20 protein-coding genes are annotated in these 26,930 nt (G+C 41.3%); 8 read left to right on the forward strand and 12 right to left on the reverse strand.

The features are described 5' to 3' along the window. Positions 1 to 53: 53 nt before the first annotated feature. The 3 genes from fdhF to fdhD all read right to left on the reverse strand — a co-directional run bounded on the left by fdhF (position 54) and on the right by fdhD (position 5,430). Positions 54 to 2,765, reverse strand: a complete 2,712-nt coding sequence (gene fdhF / locus FLL46_RS06350; RefSeq protein WP_142892654.1) for a formate dehydrogenase subunit alpha — start codon at positions 2,763 to 2,765, stop codon at positions 54 to 56. Between the two features lie 2 nt (positions 2,766 to 2,767). Then, positions 2,768 to 4,429, reverse strand: coding sequence for an NADH-ubiquinone oxidoreductase-F iron-sulfur binding region domain-containing protein (locus FLL46_RS06355; protein WP_142892655.1), 1,662 nt, complete (start codon positions 4,427 to 4,429; stop codon positions 2,768 to 2,770). 146 nt (positions 4,430 to 4,575) lie between these two features. Then, the gene (gene fdhD / locus FLL46_RS06360) at positions 4,576 to 5,430 is read right to left on the reverse strand and encodes a formate dehydrogenase accessory sulfurtransferase FdhD (RefSeq protein WP_142892656.1); all 855 of its coding nucleotides are present in this window, start codon (positions 5,428 to 5,430) and stop codon (positions 4,576 to 4,578) included. A gap of 471 nt (positions 5,431 to 5,901) precedes the next feature. Here fdhD and FLL46_RS06365 point away from each other — a divergent pair, with 471 nt between their 5' ends. Both FLL46_RS06365 and FLL46_RS06370 read left to right on the forward strand, forming a co-directional pair. Further along, a complete protein-coding gene (locus FLL46_RS06365; RefSeq protein ID WP_142892657.1) occupies positions 5,902 to 7,275 on the forward strand; it encodes an SPFH domain-containing protein in 1,374 nt (457 codons plus the stop codon). 152 nt (positions 7,276 to 7,427) lie between these two features. After that, a complete protein-coding gene (locus FLL46_RS06370) occupies positions 7,428 to 7,973 on the forward strand; it encodes a thioredoxin family protein (RefSeq protein WP_142892658.1) in 546 nt (181 codons plus the stop codon). On the opposite strand, the gene FLL46_RS27810 is transcribed toward FLL46_RS06370, so the two are convergent. Continuing rightward, complete coding sequence (locus tag FLL46_RS27810; RefSeq protein WP_142892659.1) at positions 7,953 to 8,120, reverse strand: DNA-3-methyladenine glycosylase I; 168 nt, start codon at positions 8,118 to 8,120, stop codon at positions 7,953 to 7,955. The two genes, FLL46_RS06370 and FLL46_RS27810, sit on opposite strands and share 21 nt — an antisense overlap. 158 nt (positions 8,121 to 8,278) lie before the next feature. Here FLL46_RS27810 and FLL46_RS06380 point away from each other — a divergent pair, with 158 nt between their 5' ends. Next, complete coding sequence (locus FLL46_RS06380) at positions 8,279 to 9,190, forward strand: hypothetical protein (protein ID WP_142892660.1); 912 nt, start codon at positions 8,279 to 8,281, stop codon at positions 9,188 to 9,190. Positions 9,191 to 9,236: 46 nt separating this feature from the next. Here the strand turns inward: FLL46_RS06380 and FLL46_RS06385 are convergent, their stop codons facing one another. Continuing rightward, positions 9,237 to 15,455, reverse strand: coding sequence for a GAF domain-containing protein (locus FLL46_RS06385; RefSeq protein ID WP_142892661.1), 6,219 nt, complete (start codon positions 15,453 to 15,455; stop codon positions 9,237 to 9,239). A 126-nt stretch (positions 15,456 to 15,581) separates the two neighbouring features. Continuing rightward, positions 15,582 to 17,234, reverse strand: coding sequence for a gamma-glutamyltransferase (gene ggt / locus FLL46_RS06390; protein ID WP_142892662.1), 1,653 nt, complete (start codon positions 17,232 to 17,234; stop codon positions 15,582 to 15,584). A 203-nt stretch (positions 17,235 to 17,437) separates the two neighbouring features. Here ggt and rsmD point away from each other — a divergent pair, with 203 nt between their 5' ends. Beyond that, positions 17,438 to 18,037, forward strand: a complete 600-nt coding sequence (rsmD, locus tag FLL46_RS06395; protein WP_142892663.1) for a 16S rRNA (guanine(966)-N(2))-methyltransferase RsmD — start codon at positions 17,438 to 17,440, stop codon at positions 18,035 to 18,037. A 59-nt stretch (positions 18,038 to 18,096) separates the two neighbouring features. Here the strand turns inward: rsmD and FLL46_RS06400 are convergent, their stop codons facing one another. Then, the gene (locus tag FLL46_RS06400; protein ID WP_142892664.1) at positions 18,097 to 18,627 is read right to left on the reverse strand and encodes a hypothetical protein; all 531 of its coding nucleotides are present in this window, start codon (positions 18,625 to 18,627) and stop codon (positions 18,097 to 18,099) included. A gap of 298 nt (positions 18,628 to 18,925) precedes the next feature. Here FLL46_RS06400 and FLL46_RS06405 point away from each other — a divergent pair, with 298 nt between their 5' ends. After that, positions 18,926 to 19,282 (forward strand): YciI family protein, encoded by a 357-nt coding sequence (locus FLL46_RS06405; protein ID WP_142892665.1) that lies wholly within the window; start codon positions 18,926 to 18,928, stop codon positions 19,280 to 19,282. Positions 19,283 to 19,511: 229 nt separating this feature from the next. Next, positions 19,512 to 20,726, forward strand: a complete 1,215-nt coding sequence (locus FLL46_RS06410) for an RNA polymerase sigma factor (RefSeq protein ID WP_142892666.1) — start codon at positions 19,512 to 19,514, stop codon at positions 20,724 to 20,726. A gap of 25 nt (positions 20,727 to 20,751) precedes the next feature. On the opposite strand, the gene FLL46_RS06415 is transcribed toward FLL46_RS06410, so the two are convergent. The 3 genes from FLL46_RS06415 to FLL46_RS06425 are packed head-to-tail and all read right to left on the reverse strand — an operon-like array spanning position 20,752 to position 22,809. Continuing rightward, positions 20,752 to 21,585, reverse strand: a complete 834-nt coding sequence (locus tag FLL46_RS06415; RefSeq protein WP_168204074.1) for an alpha/beta fold hydrolase — start codon at positions 21,583 to 21,585, stop codon at positions 20,752 to 20,754. Further along, a complete protein-coding gene (locus FLL46_RS27315) occupies positions 21,582 to 21,995 on the reverse strand; it encodes an LIC_13387 family protein (protein WP_210418612.1) in 414 nt (137 codons plus the stop codon). The genes FLL46_RS06415 and FLL46_RS27315 overlap by 4 nt, the downstream gene beginning before the upstream one ends. Positions 21,996 to 22,029: 34 nt before the next feature. After that, positions 22,030 to 22,809, reverse strand: a complete 780-nt coding sequence (locus FLL46_RS06425) for a glutathione S-transferase family protein (RefSeq protein WP_142892668.1) — start codon at positions 22,807 to 22,809, stop codon at positions 22,030 to 22,032. A gap of 286 nt (positions 22,810 to 23,095) precedes the next feature. Between FLL46_RS06425 and FLL46_RS06430 the strand changes: the two genes are divergently transcribed. Continuing rightward, the gene (locus FLL46_RS06430) at positions 23,096 to 24,340 is read left to right on the forward strand and encodes an MDR family MFS transporter (RefSeq protein ID WP_142892669.1); all 1,245 of its coding nucleotides are present in this window, start codon (positions 23,096 to 23,098) and stop codon (positions 24,338 to 24,340) included. Positions 24,341 to 24,378: 38 nt separating this feature from the next. On the opposite strand, the gene FLL46_RS06435 is transcribed toward FLL46_RS06430, so the two are convergent. Next, positions 24,379 to 25,296, reverse strand: coding sequence for a LysR substrate-binding domain-containing protein (locus FLL46_RS06435; protein ID WP_142892670.1), 918 nt, complete (start codon positions 25,294 to 25,296; stop codon positions 24,379 to 24,381). 97 nt (positions 25,297 to 25,393) lie between these two features. Between FLL46_RS06435 and FLL46_RS06440 the strand changes: the two genes are divergently transcribed. Continuing rightward, positions 25,394 to 26,422: a DMT family transporter gene (locus tag FLL46_RS06440; RefSeq protein WP_142892671.1), complete on the forward strand. Its 1,029-nt coding sequence runs from the start codon at positions 25,394 to 25,396 to the stop codon at positions 26,420 to 26,422. A gap of 7 nt (positions 26,423 to 26,429) precedes the next feature. On the opposite strand, the gene FLL46_RS06445 is transcribed toward FLL46_RS06440, so the two are convergent. Continuing rightward, positions 26,430 to 26,891: a GNAT family N-acetyltransferase gene (locus tag FLL46_RS06445; RefSeq protein WP_142892672.1), complete on the reverse strand. Its 462-nt coding sequence runs from the start codon at positions 26,889 to 26,891 to the stop codon at positions 26,430 to 26,432. Positions 26,892 to 26,930: the final 39 nt, after the last annotated feature.

The raw sequence follows: 26,930 nt of genomic DNA on the forward strand, positions 1-26,930 counted from the left end.
CAGACCAAAAGGGAACTTCCACGGGCGCGAAAAAACAACGCCCATTTGAAAAATTATGCCGCCTCGACATCAACTGCGACAACTTTATACTCAGGGCACAAAGTCTCACTATCGCATTCACTACTGGTGATGTTATTGACCATAAACTCGGGAAAGTGGAATGTTGTATATAAAATTCCTGGCTTAACCTTTTTGCTGATTTGTGCTTTCAGCTTCACTTCGCCACGCGCCGAAAATAAGCGAACGTGTTGCTCGCTTTTAAGATTTTTTTGTTGGGCATCTTTGGGGTTAATTAACAAAATATCTTCGCCTACAATGTCTCGGTTTCCGGTTCGCCGAGTCATGGTTCCGGCATTGTAATGCTCTAGATTACGTGAAGTGGTCAATATAAATGGATATTCTTCAGCGTGAGATTTAACTTCGTTAGTTTCTCGCCAGTCAAAATAATGGAATTTCCCCAGGCCTCGTTTAAATGACTCTGAGTGAAGTATTTGCGTATCAGTCCCGTCAGGTAAAACCGGCCACTGTTTACCAGAATCTCCCAGCTCATCCCATTTTACTCCGGCAAAGAAAGGAACTATTTGAGAAATTTCCTGCAACATGACCGCGGGATCATAATCTGCTTGTTGGTAACCCATTGCTCGCATTATATCGACAACAATCTGACCATCAGATTTAGCGCCTCCAACCGGAGAAACAACTTGCCTTACTGCCTGGATACGTCGTTCGCCATTAGTGAAAGTGCCTGATTTTTCCAGGAAAGAAGCACCCGGCAAAACGACATCGGCAAGCTTGGCTGTTTCGCTTAAGAAAATTTCCTGAACCACGAGAAAATCCAGTTTACTTAAACTGTCGATAACATAATGATGATTTGGATCCGATTGCGCGATATCTTCGCCCATAATCCACAATGCTTTTAGTTTTCCTTCTTGGGCCGCCTGATACATTTGCGGAATTTTGTAACCAATCTCAGTAGGTACCTCTACACCATATTTTTCGCGATAATAGTCCTGGTTGGCTTGCACATTCACGGGAAAATAGCCAGCCCCCTGATGTGGTTGGCATCCCATATCAGCGGCACCTTGCACGTTATTTTGTCCGCGCAAAGGGTTCACCCCGACGCCGCGTCTGCCAATATTACCGGTCATCATCGCCAAATCAGCGATACTCATTACCGTGTGAGATCCTTGTGAGTGTTCAGTGACGCCTAAACCATGAAAGCTCATTGCAGCTTCTGATCTGGCGTAAGCTTCTGCAGCCTGTTTAACGAGTTCTCGATCAACCCCGGATACCTGTTCCAGGTGAGCAATATCAAGTGCTTTAATTGCCGCAACATAATCGCTCCAGCCTTCGCTTCTATTTTCGATAAACGACTGATCAACTAACCCCGCTTCAATAATGAAGTACGCCATCATGTTTAAAACAGCGACATTCGTTCCCGGCCTTAATTGCAAATGATAGGTGGCGTATCTGGCGATTTCTGTTTCTACCGGATCAATGACAATCGAGGTAACGCCTTTCATTAGCTTCTGCTTTATTTTCGCGCCAGTCACCGGATGCGCAGCGATCGGATTTGCGCCAATAACCATAATTAATTTGGTGTAGTCTAAGTCTTCAACAGAATTGGTCGCTGCCCCGGTACCGAAAGCCTGTTGCATACCATACGCGGTCGGTGAGTGACAAACTCGAGCACAGCTATCAATATTATTCGTACCAATCACAACCCGCATAAATTTTTGCATCAGATAGTTTTCTTCATTGGTACACCGTGCTGAAGAAATTCCTGCAATGGCATCAGGACCATACTCGCTTTTCGTCAAATTAAAGCGGTCAGCAATCACTTGATAGGCTTCTTGCCAGGATACTTCGACCAATTGCCCGTTTTTGCGAACAAGCGGCGATGTTAAACGGTCAGGATGATTGTAAAACCGCCATGCATAACGGCCTTTCAAACAGGTATGGCCCGCGTTAACTTTCGCGTCATTCGGCGCACGAATAGAAAGAATTTCATTATTTTTAACAGACACTTCTAAGTTGCAGCCGACACCGCAATAAGAACAAATCGTTCGAATCTTTTCTTGTGCCTGAACCGACTTACTTTGAAATACGTCACTAATCGCAGCAGTCGGGCAAGTTTGTGCGCAAGCGCCACAGGAAACACAGGCAGAGTCATCAAAAGATAAATCAGCTCCCTTAATTATTTTACTGTCAAAACCTCGACCCTGAACGCCTAGAACAAACTCTCCCTGAATTTCATCACAAGCTCGAACACAACGGTAACAATTAATACATTTTGATAAATCACTGCGCATGTATGGGTGAGATTCGTCTTTGTCATAATGGCTATGATCAGCCGCGTTTTTGTAGCGCACTTCTCTGATACCAACTTCAGCCGCCACATCTTGTAGCTCACAATTTCCGTTAGACTCGCAAGTCAAACAATCAAGCGGGTGATCGGTTAATACGAGTTCTATTATATTTTTTCGTAGTTTCTGAATAGATGGTGATTGCGTTTGAATGTGCATGCCTTCGCTAATGGGAGTATGGCAGGACGCCATGGTTTTAGTCGGACCATCTGCTTTTAACGCGACATCGACAGAACACACTCGGCATGCACCGTAGGATTCCATTCGAGAATCATCACATAAGGTAGGTATCGAAAAATGATTGCGTTTAGCAAACTGAAGTATCGACTCGCCCTTCTGTATTTTAAATGGCTGACCATTAATAAATGCAATTTTGTTTAATGTCGGATTCTTTGTCATGGCTACGCCTCCACCACATCAATTCTGTTCAGTGACTGTGGTTCAAATAAAGTTTCCATTTCGGGCAAGAAATACTGTAGTGCGTTTTTCACCGGCAACGGAACACCACCACCTAATGCACAAAGTGAACCTTTCTCCATAGTTTCCAATAAATCATCTAGCAATTGCTTATCTAATTGAATTTCGCCTTTAAGGGCATCTCGAAACATTTCTTTGCCTCTTGTAGCACCTAGCCGACAAGGGAAACATTTGCCACAGGATTCTGCCGCAGTAAAATCAAACAAGTGATAAATGTATTCCGCAATATTTTGAGACTCAGGAATACCGATAATACTCGCATGTCCTAATAAAAAGCCTTGTTCCTGAAAAGATTCAAAATCAATGGTGAGTTCATTGATTTTTTCCACTGGAACTAACCCACCCAAAGGCCCGCCAATATGAAGTGCTTTAACCGGTTTACTAAACCCGCCGGCCAAATCGATAATAGTCGACAGCTTTTCACTCATTGCCACTTCGTAAATTCCAGGACGATTAAAACAACTATCAAGTGACAACAGTTTTGAACCAGTTGAGCGGCCATTGCCCAATGCAGCAAATGCTTGTGCCGAATTTTCTAAAATCCAGTGTATCGCCGCAAAAGTTTCAACATTATTTAAAATAGTCGGTTTACCAAACAAACCTTTAACTGTTGGAAAAGGCGGCCTTACTGAAACCACCGGTCGATTACCTTCGATAGAACGCAACAAAGCAGTTTCTTCACCACAAATGTAGGCGCCTGCGCCCCGGATAATTTTAAACTGAAAGTCAAAATCAATTTCCGCAAGCAAATCGAGGGATTCAAATTCTTCAATCGCCTTCTGAGTTTCAGAAACTGATAAAGGATATTCATCGCGGATATATAATACGCCCCATTGTGCGCCTGCTAAATATCCGGCAACCAGCATCCCAAAAAGTACAGCATGGGGTCTTTGTTCTAATAAATAGCGATCACTAAATGCGCCGGGATCGCCTTCATCGGCATTGCAAACAATATATTTTTGATCGGAATTTTCATTAGCACACGATTGCCATTTTATTCCCGTAGGAAAGCCGGCACCGCCCCGGCCTCGCAATCCAGAATCAATAATTTCCTGTAAAATTTGCGACTGATTTTTTTCTGAAGTTAATCTTGAGAATAAGTGGTAATAGCCGCTGTAATCATTAATTTCTTCGGTCAACAATGGCTTTTCTAAAGCACACTCAACGAGATAATTTTCGCCGCTATCTTGCGCCCCTTCCAAAATGTTATCGAGGCGATGAATATCTTCACCTGAATAATTGTTACCATTAATTTGAAAAGACGCGTTTTCGTGACAACGACCTAAACAAGTCACATGCCCGATTTCATCACTGTCAAAATGGGCTAACAGTCTGTGTTTGACCTTATCTTGAGTCTCTGCGCACAAGCAAGAAGATCCATTGCATAAATAAGCTTTCTTGTCAGCATTCTCGCCCAGAATAAAATCGTAAGCGGTAGATGCACCATAAACACTAGATTCGCCTATTTTAAAGTCTCTGGCTATTTTTTTAAGATGTACCGGATCGCCCTTTGCTTGAACCAGGGTTTCAAACAAATTGTCTTTTAGGCCTTTTCGGCGAGATAAACTTGACAGGTTTTCTGACATTACGTGCATCCTGATGGTGAGGAAAAACCTCACGGTTTACATGAGTTATCACTCAATTATTGTTTTTATTTTTCTGCTGATTGATATTGTTTACTATCTTTATCAGCAATCGGTAAAGCCTTTGAAAGATGGCCTGTGAAAGACACTCAATCCAATGGCTCGCGGCAAACAACCTTGTTTTTATCTGCAGTATACAAGTTAAAACTCTGGTCTTTGGCAAATCCAATCAGTGCGACATTAAATTGATTGGCAGCTTGTATCGCCAAATTGCTGGGAGCCCCCAACGCTACAATCGTCGAATAGCCAGCCATTATTGCCTTTTGCACCAATTCAAAACCGATTCTGCCTGATAGCAACAATAACCCAGCCTGATTGAGGTCATTAGCCAACAATTCGTGGCCTATCAGTTTGTCTAAGGCGTTATGTCGACCAACATCTTCGAAAAAAGGCGTCTTAGACAAGATTAACTCGCCTTGCTTCTCATAGACTAACCCTGCCGCATGAACACCGCCTGTTTGCGAGAACAAAGGTTGTTCAGCAAGTAGCGCCTTTAGCCTTCGAATCAAACCGTTATCGATTTTTGATTTGATCGGCTTCAATGCTCTGGATTGCTTTAATTCTAACGCCTGCAGACTTGTTTTGCCACATAAACCACAGCCGGAATAACTCGCATAACTTCGGCCAAACCGAGACCACTCGATCGAAATATCCTCTGCTAAAATCACCTCTTGCTGGTTAATCTGGCGTTCACCTTCATGGAGTTGTGACTCCAACCGTTCAACATCATCAGAATTTTCTATTATTCCTTCGCTAAATAACAAACCATAAACCAGCTCTTTATCATGGCCTGGAGTACGCATGGTTAAGCTAAATATCTCACTTTTATTATTCTGCACTAGACTAATTTGCAGCGGTTCTTCCACGGCAATAGGATCAGACTCTAACTGCATTAATTGGGCTTTAACCTTGAATCGGTTAACTTCAACCTGGCTTTTCGACATCTTAAGAATTCGAGAATAGAAATTTGATTTAAAGAGAATATATCAACAATTGACTGTTTTCGCCCGCTATTCAATCTAAGATAACCGGGTCGATCACTTTATTTTCATTTCCACTGAATAGACGGCTTAGTTGAATTTGAAGGCATGAGCGAATTTCTCATTGTTATTCCACTTCAAGCAATTAACAAAAGCCAGGAATAAATAGCGCAATGAGTCGTTACTCTCATCAACTTACAACGGGATTTCCATAGCAAACTAAAAAAGCTCGAATTCACTAAATATGAAGCGATTTGCTCCGAATTACCGCTATTTTCACATTAAACAGGTATGATCTTGAAAAATTTTTCTAGAGCAAACTCATTAGATTAAGTTATCCTGAATAATTACTTGGGCATTCCAACTTCAGCATCGATTGCCATTAAATCGTTTTTTTATGAAAACTGTACTATCAAAATCAAATAGGGGCTATGCATGTCAGAACTAACTAGCAGTATCAAACCTAGCAGTGGCGCTTTGGTCAAAATTATCGTCGCGATTGTTTTTATCCTTGCGTTGATAATCGGACTTTTCAATTCATTCTTTTATGCAGAACCTGGCTATATCTATCATGTTCGAACTTTGTTTGGAAAAGAAGAAGTAGTCACCGAAGTCGGCTATAAGTTTTATCCTTTTGGGCGTTACAATTCCTGGAAAAGAGCTATGACAGTTCAGGCACTTCAAGGATCCAGTGGTAATGCGATTCGCGCTGAAAAAGACTCAGACAATACTTCTGCCAGCCTGCCTCCGATGAGTATCATGTTTCTTGACCAGGTGGATGCTCATGCCGAAGCAACCGTGCGATTTGCCATTCCATCTGATTCTGAATCATTCCTTAAACTCGCTCATGAATATCGTTCCCCGGAAAATTTACTTCGCACTGCTTTAATGCCTGCTTTCAAAGAAACACTACAGGCCAACGCATCTTTAATGAGCGCCGAAGAATATTATTCTGGTGGCCGCACTCAATTTAACTCTGAATTTGAAAACCAGATGAGTAACGGCATTTTCCTGGTAAAACGCGAAGAAGTTCAGGTGAGATCAGCGAAACAAGCCAAATCATCGGCAAATGCCTCATTGGGTACCCAGCAAGAGCAGTATGGTGAAGATTCAAAAACAGTTTTTGTGGTTCAGAAAGTCTTGGACGATGATGGTTTACCAAAGCGTAAAACTCAGCGTTTTATCAACTACGGCATTACTGTTGTTTCAGCTCTGGTCACAGATATGCGACCCAATCAAAAATTTGTTGAGCGTATGCAACTCAAACAAAAAGCCTCGGCAGACAGAGCCATCGCTCGAGAACAACGAGTGCAGGAAGAAGAGCAGCGTTTACTTGCCATTGCTCGCGGTGAACGCGAAGTAGCAGAACGTCAGGCGAAAGCAAAAGTAGAGCAAATTCAGAAAACTACCGAAGCAGAAACCGACAAACAGCTGGCTATAACTGCTGGCGAAAAGTTCAGAGAGCAAGCAACAATTGCCAAGGAAACTGCACAAATCAACCTGGAAAAAGCAAAAATTGAAGCCGAAACCAAACGCACTCTCGCTGAAGCCGAGGCCTATCAAAAACGTGTTATTCTTGAAGCTGATAACGCGTTAGCCCAAAAATTAGATGCCGAAATAGAAATTCAAAAGTTATGGGCTGATGCATTTTCTAAAAGAAAAGTACCGAGTACTGTTTTTGGTAGCGGCCAATCTGGCGCACCGGTTGGCAGTGACGCTGAAGTAAAAGCCTTTATGCAAATGCTGACTCTTGATGCCGCCAAACGGCTCAACTATGACCGTGATATCAATAAAAGTAGCGGTAAATAGGTAGGCGCTCCCTTGATGAGTGAGTGCTCACAGAAATTTCCATAGTGGCTTACTACAACTTCTCACTCATCAAATATTCAACATTTCAAAAAAAGGGCTATAATGCCCTTTCTTTCAACTTGGCCGACCTATCTGCAACGGGAATTCATCCAATGATGAGAACATCGATAATACTGCTATTCACATTCACTCTCATCGCTTGCAATTCACAACAAAGTTCATCTGACGCGAGTTCAGATGCTGAAACCTCAAAAGAACAGCAGAACTTGGCTCACGCCACTTCAGAAGATGACAGCAAAACGAGAGTCGGCGAAATATCTGCTCAAGAACTGATAACACAGTACACAAAATTTTCAAAAAGCTATCAACAATATGAAGTCGACGCAGATGAAAGTCGTCATTTTGCCAAACTGAAAGATATGGAGGTTATCGTATTTTTTGGATTATGGTGTCATGACAGTCAGCGAGAAGTTCCGCGCTTAATTAAATTAATCGAAGCCTCGGGTTCCCCTTTTAAATCAATTAAGCTGATTGCACTTAACACTGAAAAGGAATTACCAGACGAATATCAGGCACAATTTACGGTCACTCATACACCCACTATTTTTATCCTGCAGAACAATCAAATACTCGCTAGTGTGGTTGAAAAGCCCAAGTTAACTATTGCAAAGGATATATTAGGTCAAATTTTTCACTAATGAATCGACCTGATTATTTTCGCTATTGGCTGGTCTGAGAATAGCGAAAGTAGAAAGCAACTCACTATCATAAACCGGTACTCCCCACTCGTTATCATGATAATCAATATAAATTGAATCTTTCCCAACCCAACCACATCGTTTCACAATTAACCACCTTTTGACAAAGAGATTATTGATCCCTTTGATATTTAAGCCAAAAATATTACCATGAAAGATAAACTGCCCCTAGAGCAATAGCGCTTTTTTGGTATATACTTAGTCAGTTATTCTCACTTAAAAACGATATAAAAGATTCAAACACAGTGACTAAATCGTTCGACTTCGACGAATTTAAAAAGAAAGCGGCTGAAACCGGGCAGACGTTACAAAAAAAACTCAATTACCTTTCAGAGTCTGTTTCGCGCTCAGGGATGGAAGGCGTTACCCATTGGTTAAAATCTCACCACCAAATTGACGACCTTAAAGCCGCAATCAATGATCTTTTGGCTGCTAGTGAAGAAGAAACATTTACTTTGCTGCAAGTTCACACAACCTTTAGCAGCTTTGTTTTACCAGAGGAAGATTCAGGTCAGGCCGAATGGTATCAAACCGCCGACAGCTACCTCAAAAATTTCGAGAAATCGCTGGTAGAGGACAAAGTATTTAACGTAAAAGCGCTTCAGTCGGCATTAAATGAATTAAAATTTATCAGTCAATCAACTGATTTTCATCAAAGATACAAGATTGAAACCATTCAAGAAAAGGTGACTCAATTGTACCAGACACTGCAACAAGCCCTGAAAGACTATAAAGCGATTGAGAAAGAAAAGCTCTCGACCAAACAAGACGATGACAAGCTAAAAGCGGCAGAATTAGAAACCCGAAGAGCGGAAGCCGAAGCTAAAAAAGTGATGCTGGAAAACGTCAAAATCAAAGAGAAAAGATTAACAATTCTTGAGGAAAAAAAGCGGCGCATCGCTGAAAAAGAGCTTTTGGAAAAGCAGGCTGAGCAACAGCTCAAAGATTCGGAAATACAAGCAAAACAAGCTGAGGTAGATCGCCAGGCTAAATTACAAGATGCCTATGTCGATCTTCAATTGGAAGAAAAGTTAGCTCGTTGGGAAGTTAACGACTACGTCAATAAGCTGCGTAATAAATTGGAGAAAGATGATTTAACTGAAGCAGACAAAGCAACCTTATCTGAGCTAACAGAGTATCTGAACAACCTTGACTAAAAGTCCGGTTCAAACTAGCTCAATTGGCAATTTACCATTAGCTTTACTAGTTTTTCACCAGGAGTTTCTCACAGGCTTTCAGATATTTTTCCAACAAAGAATAAAATTCTAACAGTGCACTATTTTCAGGCATTTCATTACGTTTGAGCAAATTATCAATTTCCATGCTTGCCCGATAGAGATAAGAAAAATCTAACTCACCTGCAGATCCCTTAAGCTTATGCACTTTTCGCTCAGCCGCCGATAACTTTCCTTGTGCGAGTAAGCCTTTAATTTGATTAGCATCATCGCTGTGATTAACGCTAAACATCTCAAGTAGCTTTTTAGCGAGTTCGTTACTTTCAAACTTTTCGGCTAATGCTCTAACATCGACCAGCTTATCGGTACTTTTTATCGCGACACTATGATATTCGTCATTTTCTGATTTTTGAGAGGCCCTATCTTTTTTAGAATAATTCGGATTATCACCCAAATAAAACTCGAGCATCTTAAAAAACTTGTTGCGAATAATCGGCTTACCAATATAGTTATTCATACCATATTTCAGGCATTTTTCACGATCACCTTTCATCACATTAGCCGTCATCGCAATAATAGGTAGTTCCTGCGACGTGAAATATTGGCGAATTTTTTCTGATGCTTCGTAGCCATCCATAATCGGCATTTGCATGTCCATTAACACAAGGTCGTAACGAGACTTTAAACAGGCGTCAACCGCTCCTTGACCATTCTCAACAATCTCAACAATTGCTCCCGCTTTCTGTAGAATTTCCTTAGCAACCTGTTGATTAATTTGGTTATCTTCAGCTAATAATATTCGGCGACCAACTAGTTTCCTTCTCACACCATGAGTGTTATTTTCCTCAGGTTTAATCACAGTGAGAATATCGTAATCATTTTTAACTAAATTTAAAATTATTCCCATTTTGACCGGCTTCGGAATAAGCTGTATATCTTCTTCACTAAAAGATAGATCGGAATTATCTGCGCTGGGACGTGTTAATAGAAAGCACGGAGTTTTCGATTTTAAAGAGTTGCGAATACGACTGATAATGTCGAGTTCAGAATCATCCTCAGCTAGTTCGGTACAAGTCTTAACATTATCATCGACGAAAATATGCGACAGCTTTAACGACAACTCTTTAAATTCTTGGTCAGAGCGAATAATATCTTTCGCGCTCATGGCATTAAAGGTCAAATCAAACTTTTGTGCAAAGTGAGTCCAGCCTCTTATCTGATCGGCATTCTCAGAAACCAGTAAGATATTTGTTCCAACAAGATTATCGTTACTATGGTGATGGTCAACAACTCTATCAACATTCACCTCAAAAGAGAAACAACTCCCTCTACCGGGATCACCCGAAACATCTATCCAGCCGCCCATCAACGAAACTAATTGTTGGCAAATACTTAAACCTAATCCTGATCCGCCAAACTTTCTAGTCGTCGTGTCGTCAGCCTGGGTAAACGACCCAAAAATTAACTCTCTTTTACTGGGTTCTACGCCAATCCCCGAATCCTCAACGGAAAACAAGAGACGATTATCTTTCGGCTCTTTCACCGTCAACAACACATAACCTTCATCGGTAAATTTAATCGCGTTACCGACAAGATTAATCAGAATCTGCGAGAGCCTCAGAGCATCTCCAACCCTGCGTAATTTTACATCAGGCTCTAAATCGATATTAAAAGTTAGTTTTTTCTCGTTTAGGGGTGTGGAAAATAAATCAACAACATTATCCAGCAACTCCAACAAATCAAACTCTATCAATTCAAGCTCTAGCTTTCCTTGCTCTATTTTTGAAAAGTCCAGAATATCATTAATAATGCCTAGAAGAGAATTTGCCGAGGTTGAAATCTTGTTAACATAATCCAATTGCCTGGTATTTAATCGCGTATCTGAGAGTAAAGACAGCATCCCCATAATGCCATTCATCGGCGTTCTAATTTCATGACTGACAGTTGCCAGAAAAGCGGACTTAGCTTCATTTGCTGCTTCAGCATTTTTCGTCTTTATTGCCAGTTCTGAGTAAGCTTTTTTCAGTTCTTTTTCTGCACTTTTTCTTTGCAGCGCATCCGCAATGTGAGTAGAAACAAAGTTAAGAATATCAATTTCTCGCTCATAATATACGTAATTTTCCTCGTAACTTTGCAAAACCATAATACCCAATATAGAGGCACCTGATATCAAAGGTACACCAACCCAGTCTACGGCATAGCTTCCCAGGTGTTCAATTTCACCGGATGCTTCCAGTTTGCTAATATCTTCGCGGCTTAAATGAACTGTTTTTCTTTGTCGATAAACATAACTGGTTAAACTTTTTCCTATCGGAAGAGAGTCAGGAATATCCTTGTCAACATCATCAACAACATAATCAAAATGAAAGCAAACATTTTTCTCATCGACAAGAGCGATATAAAAACTTTTGGTATACATGAACTTTGAAATAATCTCATGTAAACGCAAATAAAGTTCTTTTTCGGTGGCGCACTGTTGAGGGGTTTCTGAAATTTTAAAAAGCGCAGTTTGCAACTCTTCAGACTCTTTCCGTTGAGAAATTTCCTTTTGAAGTAGCTCATTACTAACGGTGAGTTCCTGGGTTCGTCGAGTCACCCTTTCTTCAAGCTGCAGATTATATTCCCTTCTTTCGATGGTTGATACTATCGATTGTCCGACAAAATTGAGGAGTTCCTGATCAGAATCTGTAAAGCGAATATCCGTTTCATAAGACTGCACAGCCATCACTCCAATTGGGCCGCTAGTTCCGATAAGTGGAACACCTAGATAATATTCTGAGGGCGGACCAATCAGCAGTATTTTGTCCTGCTTTTCCATTTCATAAATCTGCGCTTTATCAACTAATATTGGGTGACCAGAAGTCAGAACATATTTACCTAAACTTTTATTACGTGTTTTTTTGGGTAGCTCTTCTAAAAATGCGTAATCATATGCATCATCAGAATCGACAAAATAGACCCAGTCCATCTCATCAGTTTCCTTGTTCCATAAAGCGATGTAAAAATTTTCTGAATAAATAATTTTTGCGATGGCCTTATGAATTTTTTCGAACAATGTGTGTAATGGAATGTCTCTGTTGGCTAAGTTTGCAATATAGTAAAGAATACTTTGAGTCGCTTCGCTCCTTTTTCGCACTACGATTTGTTGCTCTAACGTTGCATTAGCTTCAGCTAACTTGGCAGTTCTCTCTTCCACCCGGGTTTCAAGTTCTTTTTGCGCGTTAATTCGCTCTAAAGTCAAAGCGATATGGTGAGAAACAAATTCCAACAATTCTTGCTCCCACTTTCCGAGCTTAATTTTTTCATCGTAACTCTGAACTGCAAGTACGCCGATAATGGAATTTTCCACCTTTAGCGGGACACCTAACCAGTATAACGACTCTTTCCCAGTCAACTGCGTATTTTCAAAGCTAAAATCCTCTCTATTATCCGGCGTTCTGAGTATCGACTGCCCTGTATTTAAAACTTGTCCTATGGAAGTCTTTCGAATACCCTCAACAAAAATTCCCGCCGAAGTTTTTTCCTTATTTGGCTCCTCACTATCAACATAATAAACAAATTCAAGATATTGGTTTTCCTCATCATAAAGAGCAATATAAAGGTTCTTAGCGTAAATCAGGTGGGAAATAATTTTATGTAGAGAAGTATAAAGCTCTTCCATATTTCTTGTACTGGAGGCTAGATCGGTTATCTCATATAACGCCGTTTGTAATCTTTTTGAACGCTCCGTTTTTTCGATCTGCTGCTTAAGCATTTTATTAGAGTGATTTAAAGCTTCTGTTCTTTGTTCAACGAGAAATTTTAAATAATCTTTGCTGCGCTTACGCTGTAAAGCCGTGGCAACATGTTGCCCGACAAATATCATCAGCTCTTTATCATTGTCAGTAAATTGAAATTCCGGCTGATAACTTTGAAGTGTCATCACTCCAATAATACTATCTTCAATGATTAACGGAATGCCCAACCAGGAAACGGTTTCTTCCCCGATAACAGAAAACTTATTTTCGATAGAAATTCTTTTTATTTCTTCTCCCGTCGCGAGCAATGGCTTTCCTTGTGTCATCATATAGCCAGTCAAACTACCTTCGAGACTTTTAAGCGGTAAGGCGGCAATCGTTTGTAAATCATAGTCATCCACAGTATCAACGTAATAAACCATTTTTATCGACTGTGTCGAATCATCTTTCAGAGCAATGTAGAAGTTCTCACTATAAACCAGGCTACCAATAATATTATGCAGCTCTTCATAGAATGAGTTGAGCTCCATATCGGTATTGGCCAGGTTCGCAATTTGGTAAAGTACTGATTGAGTGGTTTCACTTTTCTTGCGGTGTTCAACTTCTTTTCGCAATTCATTGGTCCGTTGAAATACCATTTGTTCCAAATAAAACTTAGCCTGCTTGCGGTGCAATGTTGTAGCAATATGTTGAGAAACATATTCTAAAAGATCGCGGTGCCAAGCTTCATAAACTACATCTTCTCGGTAACTCTGTACTACAATCAGCCCGAAAGTTCTTCCTTGATCTTTTAAAGGAATGCCCAACCACGAAACCGCGGGCGTCCCATAAACAGTCAGGTTTTCCTGCTTACAAAATGCTTCATACTCCCCCGCATTTATCAGCAAAGGTTTATTCATCCTGATAACGGTAGTGGACATCGAGTTTGTATTAATTGGGGTATGCACACCAGAAAGGGGAACTTCATCTTTTTGGTCAACAAAGTATTTAAAATCTAAATACTTTTTTGACTCATCAAGAAGGGCAATGTAAAAATTTTCCGCGTAAAATAGATTACCTAAAAGCCGATGAATACTCTGATAAAACGTATCCATATCTTCTGCGCCAGATGCTAACTCGGCAATTTCGTATAAGGTACTCTTCAGCTTTTCCGCTTTGGTTTTTTCTTCAACCTGCTTCAATAATTCGAGGTTGGTATGTTCCAATTCGGCAGTCCTCAACTCAACTAGCGCTTCCAATTCTTCCTGAGAGGTTTTTCGTTGAATTGCAGTGGCGACCGGCTTGGCAATATACTCCATCAATATTTGTTCGTTTTTAGAAAAGGTTTTGTCATTAATGTAAGACTGAAGTGTCATTACACCAATAATCTCGCCATCAATATCTAATGGTATTCCCAACCACGACTTCATTTTTGGCCCTTGCACTTCGATCTCACCTTTCTTAACAATCGACTTAACATGCTCGTTATTTGTTAATAAGGATTGGCCCGATCGAAAAATATAGGCCGTAAGACTTTTGCCAATTGTCTCAAGTGGCGTTTCGCCAAAGTCTTCAACGGTCATCTCATCAATAGTATCGACAAAATAAACAAATCTGATCGAGTTTGAATGTTCGCATTTCAATGCAATATAGAAATTTTCGGCATAAATCAGTTCGGAGATAATCTGGTGAAGTTGCTGGTAGAAATCATCGAGCTTTATTTTGGAGTTCGCCAATTCGGCAATTCGAAGCAACGCATTTTCTGTAAGCTGACGTTGTTTTCTAAGCTCAACTTCCCACTGCAACCTTTTGGTTCGTTCAACAACTTTCAGTTCAAGCCTGATATGACTTCGTTTACGCTCCAGGGTAGTCGCAATAATGTTCGAAACATAGTCAAAAAGTTCTTTGTGCCACTCTCGGTAAACAAAATCTTCACTATAGCTTTGAACCGCGATCATTCCGAAGGCAATGTTGTCAGTGATCAACGGAGCACCTAACCAACTATGTGCAGGTGGCCCCAATCGAACAATTTCATTCTTGGCTTCTAATTGTTCAATATCCTCGCGACCCAATAAAACTGTTTCATCTTGATTAAAAACATATACGGACAAACTATTACTGGATAAGGGAATTCGATAATATTCTCCATCCAATATCTGATCTGCATCAACAGAGTCTACAAAATAAACAAGCTCAAGCATCGTGTGCTTTTTATCAACAAGCGCAATATAAAAATTTTCTGCGTATAACAGCTGGGAAATGACTTGATGCAACGAGCGATAAAACTCGTCAATGTCTTCGGCGCCCGAAGCTAATTCAGAAATTTTGAAAACAGCTTGCTGCAGCCTCTCCGCATGACTACTTTCTTCTATTTGCGCGATAAGACTTGACTTAAGCGCTTGAATATCTTGCTCTTTTTTATTTAATTCATCGACTAACTCAAAATCCTTTGAGGTGTGACTTTCCTTCGGTTCTGGTTGTTCCGAATTTTTTGAGGGAAGTTGTTCTTTGCCGGACCCAGAATGTGGCATAGATTTATTTGCTGTTTTAAACCATACGACGAATTTAAAGTATGGTTCAAAAGTCGCCTAAATTCCACCGCCAAACTGTAGTATAAATAAAAAAACCATTATAAAACATAAAGTTACTTAAAATAATTAGTCCCAATTAATCACTCGAGACTCGCCTCTTCCGCGCGCATCGGCTGCTGCACTTAGCCCATTTTTTTGCCTGACAACCAATTGAACATCGCCGAGATAATTCTCTTCCAATTGATAGCCCATATCCTGCAGCTTTTGTGTCGTTTTAGTCGGTAGCTCAGGATTAAAATAGATGACATTTTCAGGCAATAACTGGTGATGCACGCGGCTGACGTCGACCGAATTTTGCGGTGACATTTTAAAATCAATCAGGTTTACAAGGGTCTGGAATACTGAGGTGATTATAGTCGAACCACCAGGAGAGCCCACCACAACTTTTACCCGCTCCCCTTCCAATAAAATAGTCGGTGACATTGAAGATAGCATACGTTTACGCGGAGCAATTTCGTTCGCTTTTCCGCCCACCACACCAAATGCATTCGGTACGCCGGGTTTGGCGCTGAAATCGTCCATTTCGTTGTTAAGTAAAAAACCCGCACCTTCGACGACCAAACCGCTACCAAAGGAAAGATTAATAGTATAAGTATTAGAGACCGCATTTCCCCACTGATCGATAATCGAATAATGAGTCGTTTGAGTGCTTTCCTTAAGACCTGGTTTAACTTTTTCAGAAATTGAAATTCGATCAGGATTCACTTCGTCAGCGCGGCGTTTTAGATAATCCGAGTCAACCATTTTAGAGACAGGCACCTCAAGAAATCCAGGATCCCCCATATATTTCGCTCGATCTGCATAAACTCGTTTTTCAATTTCCGCAAGCAAATGAATGTATTGCGGCGAGTTATGTGGAACGCCGGAAAACTGTTTTTCCAATAATTGCTTCATTTTTAGTAGTTGAACAACTGCAGTCCCTCCCGAGCTTGGCGGTGGTGAAGAGATAATTTGATAATGTTTCCAATCACTACTCACCGGCTCACGCCAAACCGCACGATATTCATCGAGGTCTTGTTTGCTAATTAGCCCCCCACTCTTTTTCATTTGCTCTACGATTAATTGCGCCGTCTTACCGCGATAAAAACCATCAGGACCATGCTCTGCAATACGCCTTAAAGTTTCAGCTAGCTCTGGCTGCTTAAACAGTGCGCCCGTTTTTAATTGTGAAAAATATTTTTCAAAGTTAATCCCTTTTTTACCGGCAAAAATTTTGCTTACTCGCTCTTTTTCATCGGCCAGATGTTTTGGCACAATAAATCCCTGCGAGGCTAACTCAATCGCTGGCGCCAAAAGCTTCTTCCAGGATAAATTGGCGTATTTTTTATGGGCTTGCCACATTCCTGCAACAGTTCCGGGAACACCAGAAGATTTCACGCCGATCAACGAAAGGTTTTCGATCACCTCACCGTTTTTGTCGAGATACATGTCACGATGTGCGGTCAAAGGTGCAACTTCGCGATAGTCCAGAAACTGAGCCTTTTTATCCTTATAGATCAACATAAATCCACCACCACCGATATTCCCAGCCTCGGGTAATGTCACCGCCAGACTAAAAGCGGTTGCAATGGCAGCGTCAACGGCATTACCACCTTCCTTCAACACTTGCTCTGCTATTTCAGCGCTAAAGCGATCTGGCATTGCCACAGCAGCTTGTTGTTTAGCATTTATCGGAGACGCAAGAATGAAGAAAATAATGCTCGAAATAAATAGTTTCATAGGCCTTCCCCAAGAATCGAATTAAGGATCTCGATTTAAATGTCACGGTGAGATAAACAAATTAGCGGTTTATCGATGGGACTGCAAGCATTACAATAACAGGGTGATGGTTTACTCAAGCCCGATTAGCACTGATATAAAGCAATCAGACCGAACTCGCGCAAAATACGACATTTACAGACAACACTTAACCTAGATTATTGATGCAGCAATCCAAGCCTAAAAAACCGCCAGAGCAAAGAAAAAGCAACCAAAGCAATGGTATCGTAAGAATTATCGGTGGTGAAATGCGCGGCCGAAAACTCAGGTTTGCAACCGTGGAAGGTTTAAGACCTACTCTGGACAGAATCCGTGAGACGCTATTTAACTGGTTGGCCAAAGACATCTATGGCGCTAACTGTCTTGATCTTTTCGCGGGTAGTGGTGCGCTTGGGTTTGAAGCGATATCCAGAGGCGCCAAACAGGTTACCATGGTCGAGCGGAGTGCCAAGGTAGTGCGCGACTTAAAAAGTAATAGCGAATTACTCAACACTAGTAACATCAAGGTGATCCAACTTGATAGCCATCGCTTTTTAAAAACCAATCAGCAAAAATTTGATCTGGTGTTTCTTGATCCACCTTTTGGCAAAGGGCTGTTAAAAGATACGCTTCGAGATTTAAAACCTCATCTAAATCATGATGGGTTAGTTTATGTCGAACAGGAAAGTCAGGCGTCTGAATATACACCTGAGAAAGAGTGGGAATCGATAAAATACAAAAAAACCGGTAGTTTTTCTTATGCCCTTTACCGTTTAACCAATTAGGCGTGGCAACTCAACTCTACTTTTAACCGATTTATGCCTGTTAATCCATGGCAACACTTTTAGTGCTGGAAGGAGGTCTCGCTCTTTTTACACGAATTAACGGGTTGAGAGTCTATACTCTGAGTAACCCAACAATCCTGATAAACCGAACAATAACAAATTTGATACTTTATCTGGACGCCACCTTTAATCAGCTCTTTTAACTTTTCTATCGCTTTCGGGTTCAGCTTAATGAAGCCGATTGATTCTCCCGGTGACACCACTCTGCCATTGAGTGTCGATTGCGTAAATGGCCAGGCGAAATCAGAATCCAAAGATACTAACCATTGCTTCCAACTTCTAATAGGTGCTCCGTTTACAGTCACTTTCACATCTTTGATTTTTGCTGGACCTATGCCTTTGTTCGAAACACGCCAACTTGTGCCATTAATATTTGAGCCCAACACCTCAAGATAAGGCCAAACCGAAGACTTCTGTTGGCTTCTCGCAATATTTGCTTCAAACAAAGCCACTCCAACAGCCAATAAACTGAGAAAAATGGCACAGATACTCATGATCACTTCAGGTTCTTTGATTTTTTCTTTAAACATCACTATTTACTCACTGGCATTATGCTCTTGTTATATCTACACAAGCGTTAACATGCAAGTTTATTGATCGTTGCTTTTGTTGCATCCCATAGCAAAAATAACAAAATGAGAAGTGCTCAAAATAATTTTAAATTAATTGTCGATTTCATCGATTGCCGTTCGTCCTATAAACATACCAGAACAAAAAACCGATCTGGTTATCTTTAATTTAACACTTGCTTAATTTAGAGTTTGCTCGATATGTTCTATGCTCTAATCAGCAAAACAATTTAATTAACAATACTTTTGGAGAGCCAACATGCAATTCTTATGCTTAATTTACGAAACAGAATCTTTAATGACAACTCGTAGCGACGAAGAAAACGGCAAAATTTTTCAAGGTTATATGAGTTTTACCGAAAATGTAAAAGAAGCAGGAAAATTAGTGACAGGCGATGCGCTCCAGCCAACTAATACTGCGACGACGGTTCGAGTTAGAAATGGCGAAACAGTCATTACTGATGGCCCCTTTGCAGAAACCAAAGAACAATTAGGTGGATACTACTTGCTTGAGTGTGAATCTCTGGACGAAGCAATAGAACTTGCCGCTAAAATTCCAAGTTCGGAGTACGGCAGCATCGAAGTAAGACCGATTATGGTTTTTGATAACCAATAGTCTCTAATAAGCAGTAATCTCTGACAACCAGTAATCACTGTGTCAACAACCTGTTTGTTTCTGCTACCACTGATATCAATCATTGATAAAGGACGGCAGACAAACAGGTTATGCTGTGTCATTTCACGGAAAATAACTCAATGCCTTAACAATCATGTTTCAAACTGTTATTTTAGGAAACTCTACTTTCTGGAGCGATCATTTTTTATTTTGCTAATCAACCAACTCAATGATTAATAACATTATCCAGTCTTCTTATCCGCAGGCACTGGCAAAACTGATCGGCATCATCAAGGACATTCACTACGCGGAAGAGTTTTTACAAACGGCTGTTGAGCAAGCTCTGTTAAACTGGCCGGCAAAACAACCTGAAAACCCGGTTGCCTGGCTAGTGAAAGTCGCGCAAAATCGGTACATTGATTTCTACAGACGCAACCAAAAACAGCTTCAACTCGAAATGCTCGATGAGCCGCATGTATTGCCCGATCTTAGCGAAGAAGCACTATTGCTTTCCTACAACGATGATTTACTACGCCTTATTTTTACCTGTTGTCACCCAGCACTCAATCAACAGACACAAATATCGCTGGCATTAAAACACGTTTTAGGACTTAGCGTTAATCAGATTGCCAACGCGCTGGTGATCAATAAAACTACATTAGAACAGCGGCTATTACGCGCTAAAAAGAAAATTAGCGCGAACAATATCAGTTACCAGATCCCCGCACAAAAACATTGGCCACAGCGACTATCGGCAGTGCTAAAAACCATTTACTTGCTCTTTAACGAGGGCTATTTCACCACAGAGAATAATACCTTAATTTGTCACGACCTCTGCAGAGAAGCTATCCGACTAGCGCGCTTACTTCATGGCTGCATTAAGAATGACGCTGAAGTCATAGGCTTACTTGCACTCGTTTTACAACAAGATGCTCGCTCTCCTGCTAGAACAGATGCACAAGGCCGAATGATTTTACTTTCCGATCAAAATCGCCGGTTATGGAAACAGGCCAACATTCAGGAAGCTAATATACTGGTTGAAAAAGCGCTCAGAATCGGCAAAGGCACTCCTTACGCTATTCAAGCAGCCATCGCAACACTCCATAATAATGCCGCGAGCGAAGCTGATACCGACTGGCGACAAATCTATGAACTGTATCGCGTGTTAATTTCGCTGGAGGACAATCCAGTGATCAAATTGAATGCAGCCATCGCGCTAGCTAAATCCGGCAATATGAGCCGTGCGATCGAAGAAGTTATTTACCTGCAAAAACCGCTAAAGAATTACCGCCACTTTTACACATCGTTAGCCGGTCTCTACTTTGAAGACAAACAGTTTGAGTTAGCAAAACAAGCCTATGAACGAGCGCTGACTTTAACTCAAAGTGACAATGAAAAAAACTTTATTCAGTCTCGCCTATCAGATTGCAACCGCCTGTCTTAGGGTCAGAACTAGTCAAGTCTACTTATCACGAATTCAGAAGATTAATAAAATCGTAATATTGAGCTAAGTAATCATTAGTCAACTCGGGTGCCTGGTAGAATGCATTATGTCCATAACCTTCGTACCAGGCGAGTCGGATTTTTTTATAGTGTGCTGCCATTGTATCGATCAAAGACTTGGGAATAACGGTTTCCTCAACGCCATGTAATATCAAAATTGGAATAGCCATATCAACTAGCTCAGCTCTCGCACTAAAACTCCCTAGTGTTTTCAGGTTGGCTGCATTTGCGTCAGGTTGGGTATAGCGCCGATTAATGACTTCGACCAGATCGTCAGATAATTGCCGGTTTGCAAAATAATCATATTTAAATTGCGCTTCAAACAGCTGTTTGCTCTCGGCAACATAGTCATTCAAAGACTGCTCAATAGTTGAACCTTGATCACCTTGAAGCCTTTTTTCTTCGAGTATCGGGTTACCATCAAAACTACCACACAGAATCAAACTGGCAGCACTTAACTTAAACTGAGCAATAGTACCTGCCTGTATCATCCCACCAAGCGAATGGCCACACAGTATCGGGTTGTGCAACTGGTATAGTGTTAAAACTCGATAGTTGAGATCGATTAAGTCAGCAAATCGATAATCCACCTTATCCAACTTCGAATCACCATGCCCCGGTAAATCATAGGATAAAGTTGTATGGCCACGAAGCCTGAAAAATTCGATGATGGCTTTACCACAGGTATCGTTTTGCGTATTGCCATGAACAAACACAAAAGGTCGCTTGTTGCTTTCACCCGGTTGAAAATTAATGGAGAGAGAATTTAAATTTAAGCAACTTGACATTAATTGACTCATCTTTGAATCACCAGCACAAAAGCACCGATAAAGCATAAAGTCGATATTAAAATTCCAATAAAAGGAGTTTTGAACCAATATTTCTTAGCCAGATAAAGATATGACAGCCCAACCAATACAGGCAAAGCCGAGAACCAGAACGATCCCCTGATAACCTCAGCATGCCAAATCGCTAAAGGGATATAAAATGCTGCCAACAACATTGCACCAAGACTGTGGCTTACATTAAAACCAACCCAGGCATCCCACAATGTAGTTTCTCTGGTCAGTTTGGGAGAGGTATTTTTCATGGCCGAAGTGACGGACGGATCATAGGCTTCAAATTGATTGCTAAAACAAGTTAGCAACAAGTGTAAGGTACCTAAAATACCAAATATTGAGGCGCCGATAACCATCAAAATCAGTTCCATTTCACTTTACCTTTTATATTTTTCTTCGAAACTCTCATTCCAGAGTGAGTGCTTGGGCCGCTTGCTTTCCATGAGCTTGCCACTGCTGAATAAAGCCTTCTGGGTACAGGTGATGATACGATTTTAAATACGACTTTCTGCTTTGCATTTTTAACAGCCACCCGGAAACGCCTTTGCAATCTTGCCACAAAAATTCCCAACTCAACATTTCCAGCCGAACAATATATGGCAAAACGCAAAAATCAGCTAGGCTCAATTGGCTACCCACTAAAAAATCGGTTTGCAACAACTGTTGTTCCATTTTATTCAACAGGAGCCTGTGGTTTTCAATCGACTGTTTGAGTTCCGGTAATTCGAGGCCCAGCTTCATCGCTCGGCGCTGCCGTAATTTTCTATTTTCATCGGGCACCGACTGAAAGTGAGCATCTAGTTGCTGCGGCGTTTTTTCCAGCATTTTAGGCCGAATGGCAACACTCCAGGTCAGCACGCTACAAGCAGGATGAATGATTTCATCGATATATCTCATCCACTTTCTCATCGCCGATCTCTCACTTAAAGAAACTGGTAAATAACTGGGTTGAGGAAACATCTTTTCCAGGTACAAACAAATTTCCGAAGACTCAACCACAACTTTCCCGTCATGCACAAGCACTGGAACTTGCGCTTTAGGGTTTAACTTAACAAATTCCGACTTGTGCTGTTCTCCTTGCCTTAAGTTAACGCTGTGATAGTCAAACTTTAGCGACTTATCGTGCAGCAACATCAACACTTTCTGTCCACAAACGGCATTAAAATTAGAATATAAGCTAAGCATCGCCAATCAGAAAACCTATAACTTTAGTTAAAACGTATTCTACGTCACTCTTTCCAGGGCGGTAATATTTTTAAATTATCTGGCAACAACAACCGGACAACCCGATCATTGTCAACAACCTGAAAGTTATGATTATTTTCAGAAAATTCAGTTATTTGAGCCCGTAATTTTTATTTGATAGCGTCCCTCTATCCAGTTTATAGTTAAATATATAAACAATTTACTTTATATAAAAACTCATCTAAATTGTTAGCAATTAATAATAATGATCGGAAAAGGAGAGCATATGGAAAACACGCTATCGTTTCAAAGACTTAAACGGTTCCCAAGTTTAATCTGGTTGTATCTGATCGGGACTTTTATCACCCGTGGAAGCTATTTTATGGTCTGGCCGTTTCTAGCGGTGCTCCTTTACCGTCAATTCTCATTATCGGCGACTGATATCGGCCTTATTTTAAGCATCTCGGCCATTGCTTCAGCAGGAATCGGTTTTTATGTCGGTAATTTATCTGATCGATTTGGCCGTCGACTGATTATGTTATCAGGCGGCTTGCTCGGCTTAATTGCTTTTGTCACTTTGTCGGTGGCTAATTCAGTGTGGATTTACGTAGTAGCAATTGCACTTAGCTCAGCCAGTAGAGCGTTATGGGAGCCTACCAGCAAAGCATTAATCGGAGACTTGTTACCTGATGCAAAAGATCGAGAACTGGCTTTGCAGGCTGCCTATTTTCTAACCAACGCAGGTGGGGCTATTGGTCCCCTGATCGGCATCAGTCTGGGTCTGACTACACAGCAGGAAACATTTCTTATTACAGCAGTCGCCTATTTTTTGCTTACAGCAGGAATGTATTGGGGGTTTAACCAGAATGCGCATTTGTTAAAACGGCAAAAAATCAGTGAGCATAATATGAAGCAAACGATCAAATTGTTGTCACAGGATCATCTGTTCCTGGTTTTGATCGTCGCCAATTTGATTGTCATGTTTGTCTATGCACACGCGGATTCTTCGTTAATTCAATATTTGACCCAGGCCAATACCCCAGGGCTGGTCACTTTAATAACCGTTCTGGTGGTGACTAATTCAGTCACTATTGTTTTGTTTCAGTTTCCGTTATTACACCTGATGCAACATATGGCGATTAACAATCGAATTTACGTCGGGCTTAGTTTGTTATTTGCTTCTCAGGTTATGTTCGCGTTGAGCCCAACTGATGGTTATTGGAGCTGGATAGCGGCTATGTTTGTGCTGAGTCTCGGTGAAGCGATTTTATTTCCAACCATGAACATTCAAATTGATCAATTAGCGCCTTCACACCTGAGGGGCAGTTATTTCGGCGCGACATCATTTTACTCACTGGGTTATGCCGCAGCGCCCCTGGCAGGAGGTCTGTTAATTGACTATTACAGCGGTCAGGTACTCTACCAGTTAACTAGCGTTCTGATCATTTTGACGGTCTTTTTGTACCTTGTTTCTAAAAACCTCAAGCGGCCTTCATTTTCTGGTGAGCCGGTTAAGCAAGTCGCTGAATGAGAGCAAAAACAAAGACCTGAGCCACGCTATCAGCACGCCTAAAAGCGAACATCATTTTCGCTGAGTCCGGCCAAATAGCGGGCCAGTCGTATTGCCGGCATCGTTGTATCAACCTGCGGTCGCACGCAAATATGCAATTCGCGCGTTGCCCAGGGTTCATTTAGCTCGATAACCGAAATTGGTAATGAACTGGCATAATTGAGAGCTAATGGGCGCGGCACAATGGCAGCGCCAATATCTTGCGCCACCAACTGGGCAACGGCATTAAAGTTAGGTGCGGTCACTCGGAACTTTGCTGGTAAATGGGCAAGTGTCGCCATTTTTTCCAAAAATTTTTGCAACGAACTATCGGAATAATACCCAATCAGGGGTTGCGCAAGCCATTCGTTAAATCGACAACTTTCGGCGTTTGCCAGTGGGCTTGAATGGTGTGCTATTACAACCAGCTTGTTACGCTGAAACAACAAATACAAGAGGTCTCGTTTATTATAATCGCCATCTACAACACCAATATCCGCTTTTCCTGAGGAAACGGCTTTAAGCACATCTCGGCTGGCATGTTGCTCAAACTGCACATCAACGCCTGGATTAAGACGTAAGAATTCTCCCAACTGTGAGGTTAAATCAGTGCTTAATCCGGTGGTATTGCAAAATAATTTTAATCGTATTCTGCCTTTACCTGATAAGGCTTCCATGCCTTTTTGCGCGTCATTGGCTGCCTGGAGTAATCGCAACGCATGGTCGTAAAACAACACACCGGCATTGGTTGCTTTCATTCCCTGTGAGCCGCGTTTTAATAACTGTAAGCCAAGACGTGACTCCAAGGTTTTCAAACGGGCGCTGGCTGCCGACAGTGCCAGTGGCAATCGCTCAGCCGCTTTACTCAAACTGCCTGTTTCCACAATTGCGACATATAGTCTCAAGTCAAATAATTCAAACCCAGGAGGTTTCGTCATAGGCGAAGGCTTATTAATGAATGAGGTAAGGATAAGTTAAAAACTTACCGCTAAAATAGCAGCATATGGCAATTAACTCAATCAAGAGCCAGATTAAATGAAACGTAGCTTCGCTAATAGCGAAATCAGTATATGGCCAATCCAACTCAATTCACTTTTCGTCTGGGTGCGAAATAACGGTTATTTACTGGCGATACTTGCTGCATTAACCGCCTCTGCCAAAGCTGTAATAGTCAAACTGGTGTACGCTGAAGCTGAAATTGATGCTATCACTCTCCAAACTCTTCGATTGCTAATCGCACTGCCATTTTTTATCTGGTTGGCGATTCCTTTAAGACGAAAACGCGACCGCTCACCAACCGGTATCACTGATGATAATTTCAAAGACAGCATTAGAAATCTGTTAATGGTCATCTGGCTAGGCTTCTGCGGCTATTATTTCGCCAGCTGGACTGACTTTGTCGGCCTCACTTATATTTCAGCGGGACTAGAGCGACTGGTACTGTTTACCTATCCAACCATTGTCCTTTTTATCGATATTATCTGGAATCGAAGATGTCCAAGCCGTAAAACAATCTTCGGTGTTGTTATTTGCTACCTTGGACTAGTCGCCGCATTTGGGCACGATTTGCATCAACAACAGACCGTTTCAAATGTGTGGCGAGGCGTCGGCTGGGTATTTCTAAGCGGCTTTTCTTTTGCACTGTATTACCTGGGTGCAAGTGCTTCAATAAAACGATTAGGTATACGACGCCTGACTGGTTTAGCAGGCATTGCGGCAGCCATAATGACATTCGCTCACTTCGCTTTTACAAATCCCTTTTCGGTACTTGCGGAGCTGTCTGATCGTGTTTGGTTATACACAGCATTGATGGCCATTTTGTGCACACTTTTACCAAGCCTGTTAATGACCGCAGCGATCGCCAAAATTGGCGCAACCAACACCGCTAACATCGGTACACTCGGTCCAATCATTACCTTATTATTAGCCTGGTGGCTGCTTGACGAAAAAATTTCGACGCTTATGGCTATCGGCATGACTTTGGTTATTATTGGAGTAAGTCGCATTGACCGAAATAAGAATGACCTCGGCAATCTCAAAGAACGAAAGAGCAACACGCCCTAATATTTTATCAGCGCACCAATTTCATTTTTAAACCTTCGTGAGACGCCACGAAACCCAACTCTTCATAAAACCGAATGGCATCAGGTCTCTGTTTATCGGAGGTCAACTGGATAATATTGCAGCCTTTTATTTTGGCTCGGTTAATGGCCCATTCAAACAATTTTGTCCCTAGCCCCTGCCCACGAAAATCCTGATGAATGCGTACGCCTTCAATGAGACAACGCCATGATCCGGTATGCGTTAAATTTGGAATAAAGGTCAGCTGTAGCATACCAACCAGTTGCTTTCCATTTTCAGCAATTACCAATTTATTATTCGGATCTTTGCTAATAGAATTAAACGCCGAAACATAGGCATGATTGATGGGGTCAGAGGTATCCTCTCTCTGACCACCCAAATCATCATTAGCTAACATACTCACCAAATGGGGAAGATCGGTTTCAATTGCACTGCGAAAATTTAACTCCAAATGAAATCTCCTGTTATTCGCTGTAATAAATAATTCGCC

This window comes from Aliikangiella coralliicola (assembly GCF_007004725.1).
Taxonomy (GTDB): Bacteria; Pseudomonadota; Gammaproteobacteria; order Enterobacterales; family Kangiellaceae; genus Aliikangiella; species Aliikangiella coralliicola.

What these genes read in the sequence shown, in the direction of transcription:
- FLL46_RS06405 (WP_142892665.1), top strand. Translation starts at nt 18,926, where the DNA reads ATGCAATTCTTATGCTTAATTTACGAAACAGAATCTTTAATGACAACT.
- FLL46_RS06400 (WP_142892664.1), bottom strand. Translation starts at nt 18,627, where the DNA reads ATGTTTAAAGAAAAAATCAAAGAACCTGAAGTGATCATGAGTATCTGT.
- FLL46_RS06430 (WP_142892669.1), top strand. Translation starts at nt 23,096, where the DNA reads ATGGAAAACACGCTATCGTTTCAAAGACTTAAACGGTTCCCAAGTTTA.
- FLL46_RS06415 (WP_168204074.1), bottom strand. Translation starts at nt 21,585, where the DNA reads ATGAGTCAATTAATGTCAAGTTGCTTAAATTTAAATTCTCTCTCCATT.
- FLL46_RS06440 (WP_142892671.1), top strand. Translation starts at nt 25,394, where the DNA reads ATGAAACGTAGCTTCGCTAATAGCGAAATCAGTATATGGCCAATCCAA.
- FLL46_RS27315 (WP_210418612.1), bottom strand. Translation starts at nt 21,995, where the DNA reads ATGGAACTGATTTTGATGGTTATCGGCGCCTCAATATTTGGTATTTTA.
- FLL46_RS06385 (WP_142892661.1), bottom strand. Translation starts at nt 15,455, where the DNA reads ATGCCACATTCTGGGTCCGGCAAAGAACAACTTCCCTCAAAAAATTCG.
- FLL46_RS06410 (WP_142892666.1), top strand. Translation starts at nt 19,512, where the DNA reads ATGATTAATAACATTATCCAGTCTTCTTATCCGCAGGCACTGGCAAAA.
- FLL46_RS06435 (WP_142892670.1), bottom strand. Translation starts at nt 25,296, where the DNA reads ATGACGAAACCTCCTGGGTTTGAATTATTTGACTTGAGACTATATGTC.
- FLL46_RS06370 (WP_142892658.1), top strand. Translation starts at nt 7,428, where the DNA reads ATGATGAGAACATCGATAATACTGCTATTCACATTCACTCTCATCGCT.
- FLL46_RS06425 (WP_142892668.1), bottom strand. Translation starts at nt 22,809, where the DNA reads ATGCTTAGCTTATATTCTAATTTTAATGCCGTTTGTGGACAGAAAGTG.
- rsmD (WP_142892663.1), top strand. Translation starts at nt 17,438, where the DNA reads ATGCAGCAATCCAAGCCTAAAAAACCGCCAGAGCAAAGAAAAAGCAAC.
- FLL46_RS06355 (WP_142892655.1), bottom strand. Translation starts at nt 4,429, where the DNA reads ATGTCAGAAAACCTGTCAAGTTTATCTCGCCGAAAAGGCCTAAAAGAC.
- fdhF (WP_142892654.1), bottom strand. Translation starts at nt 2,765, where the DNA reads ATGACAAAGAATCCGACATTAAACAAAATTGCATTTATTAATGGTCAG.
- FLL46_RS06365 (WP_142892657.1), top strand. Translation starts at nt 5,902, where the DNA reads ATGTCAGAACTAACTAGCAGTATCAAACCTAGCAGTGGCGCTTTGGTC.
- ggt (WP_142892662.1), bottom strand. Translation starts at nt 17,234, where the DNA reads ATGAAACTATTTATTTCGAGCATTATTTTCTTCATTCTTGCGTCTCCG.
- fdhD (WP_142892656.1), bottom strand. Translation starts at nt 5,430, where the DNA reads ATGTCGAAAAGCCAGGTTGAAGTTAACCGATTCAAGGTTAAAGCCCAA.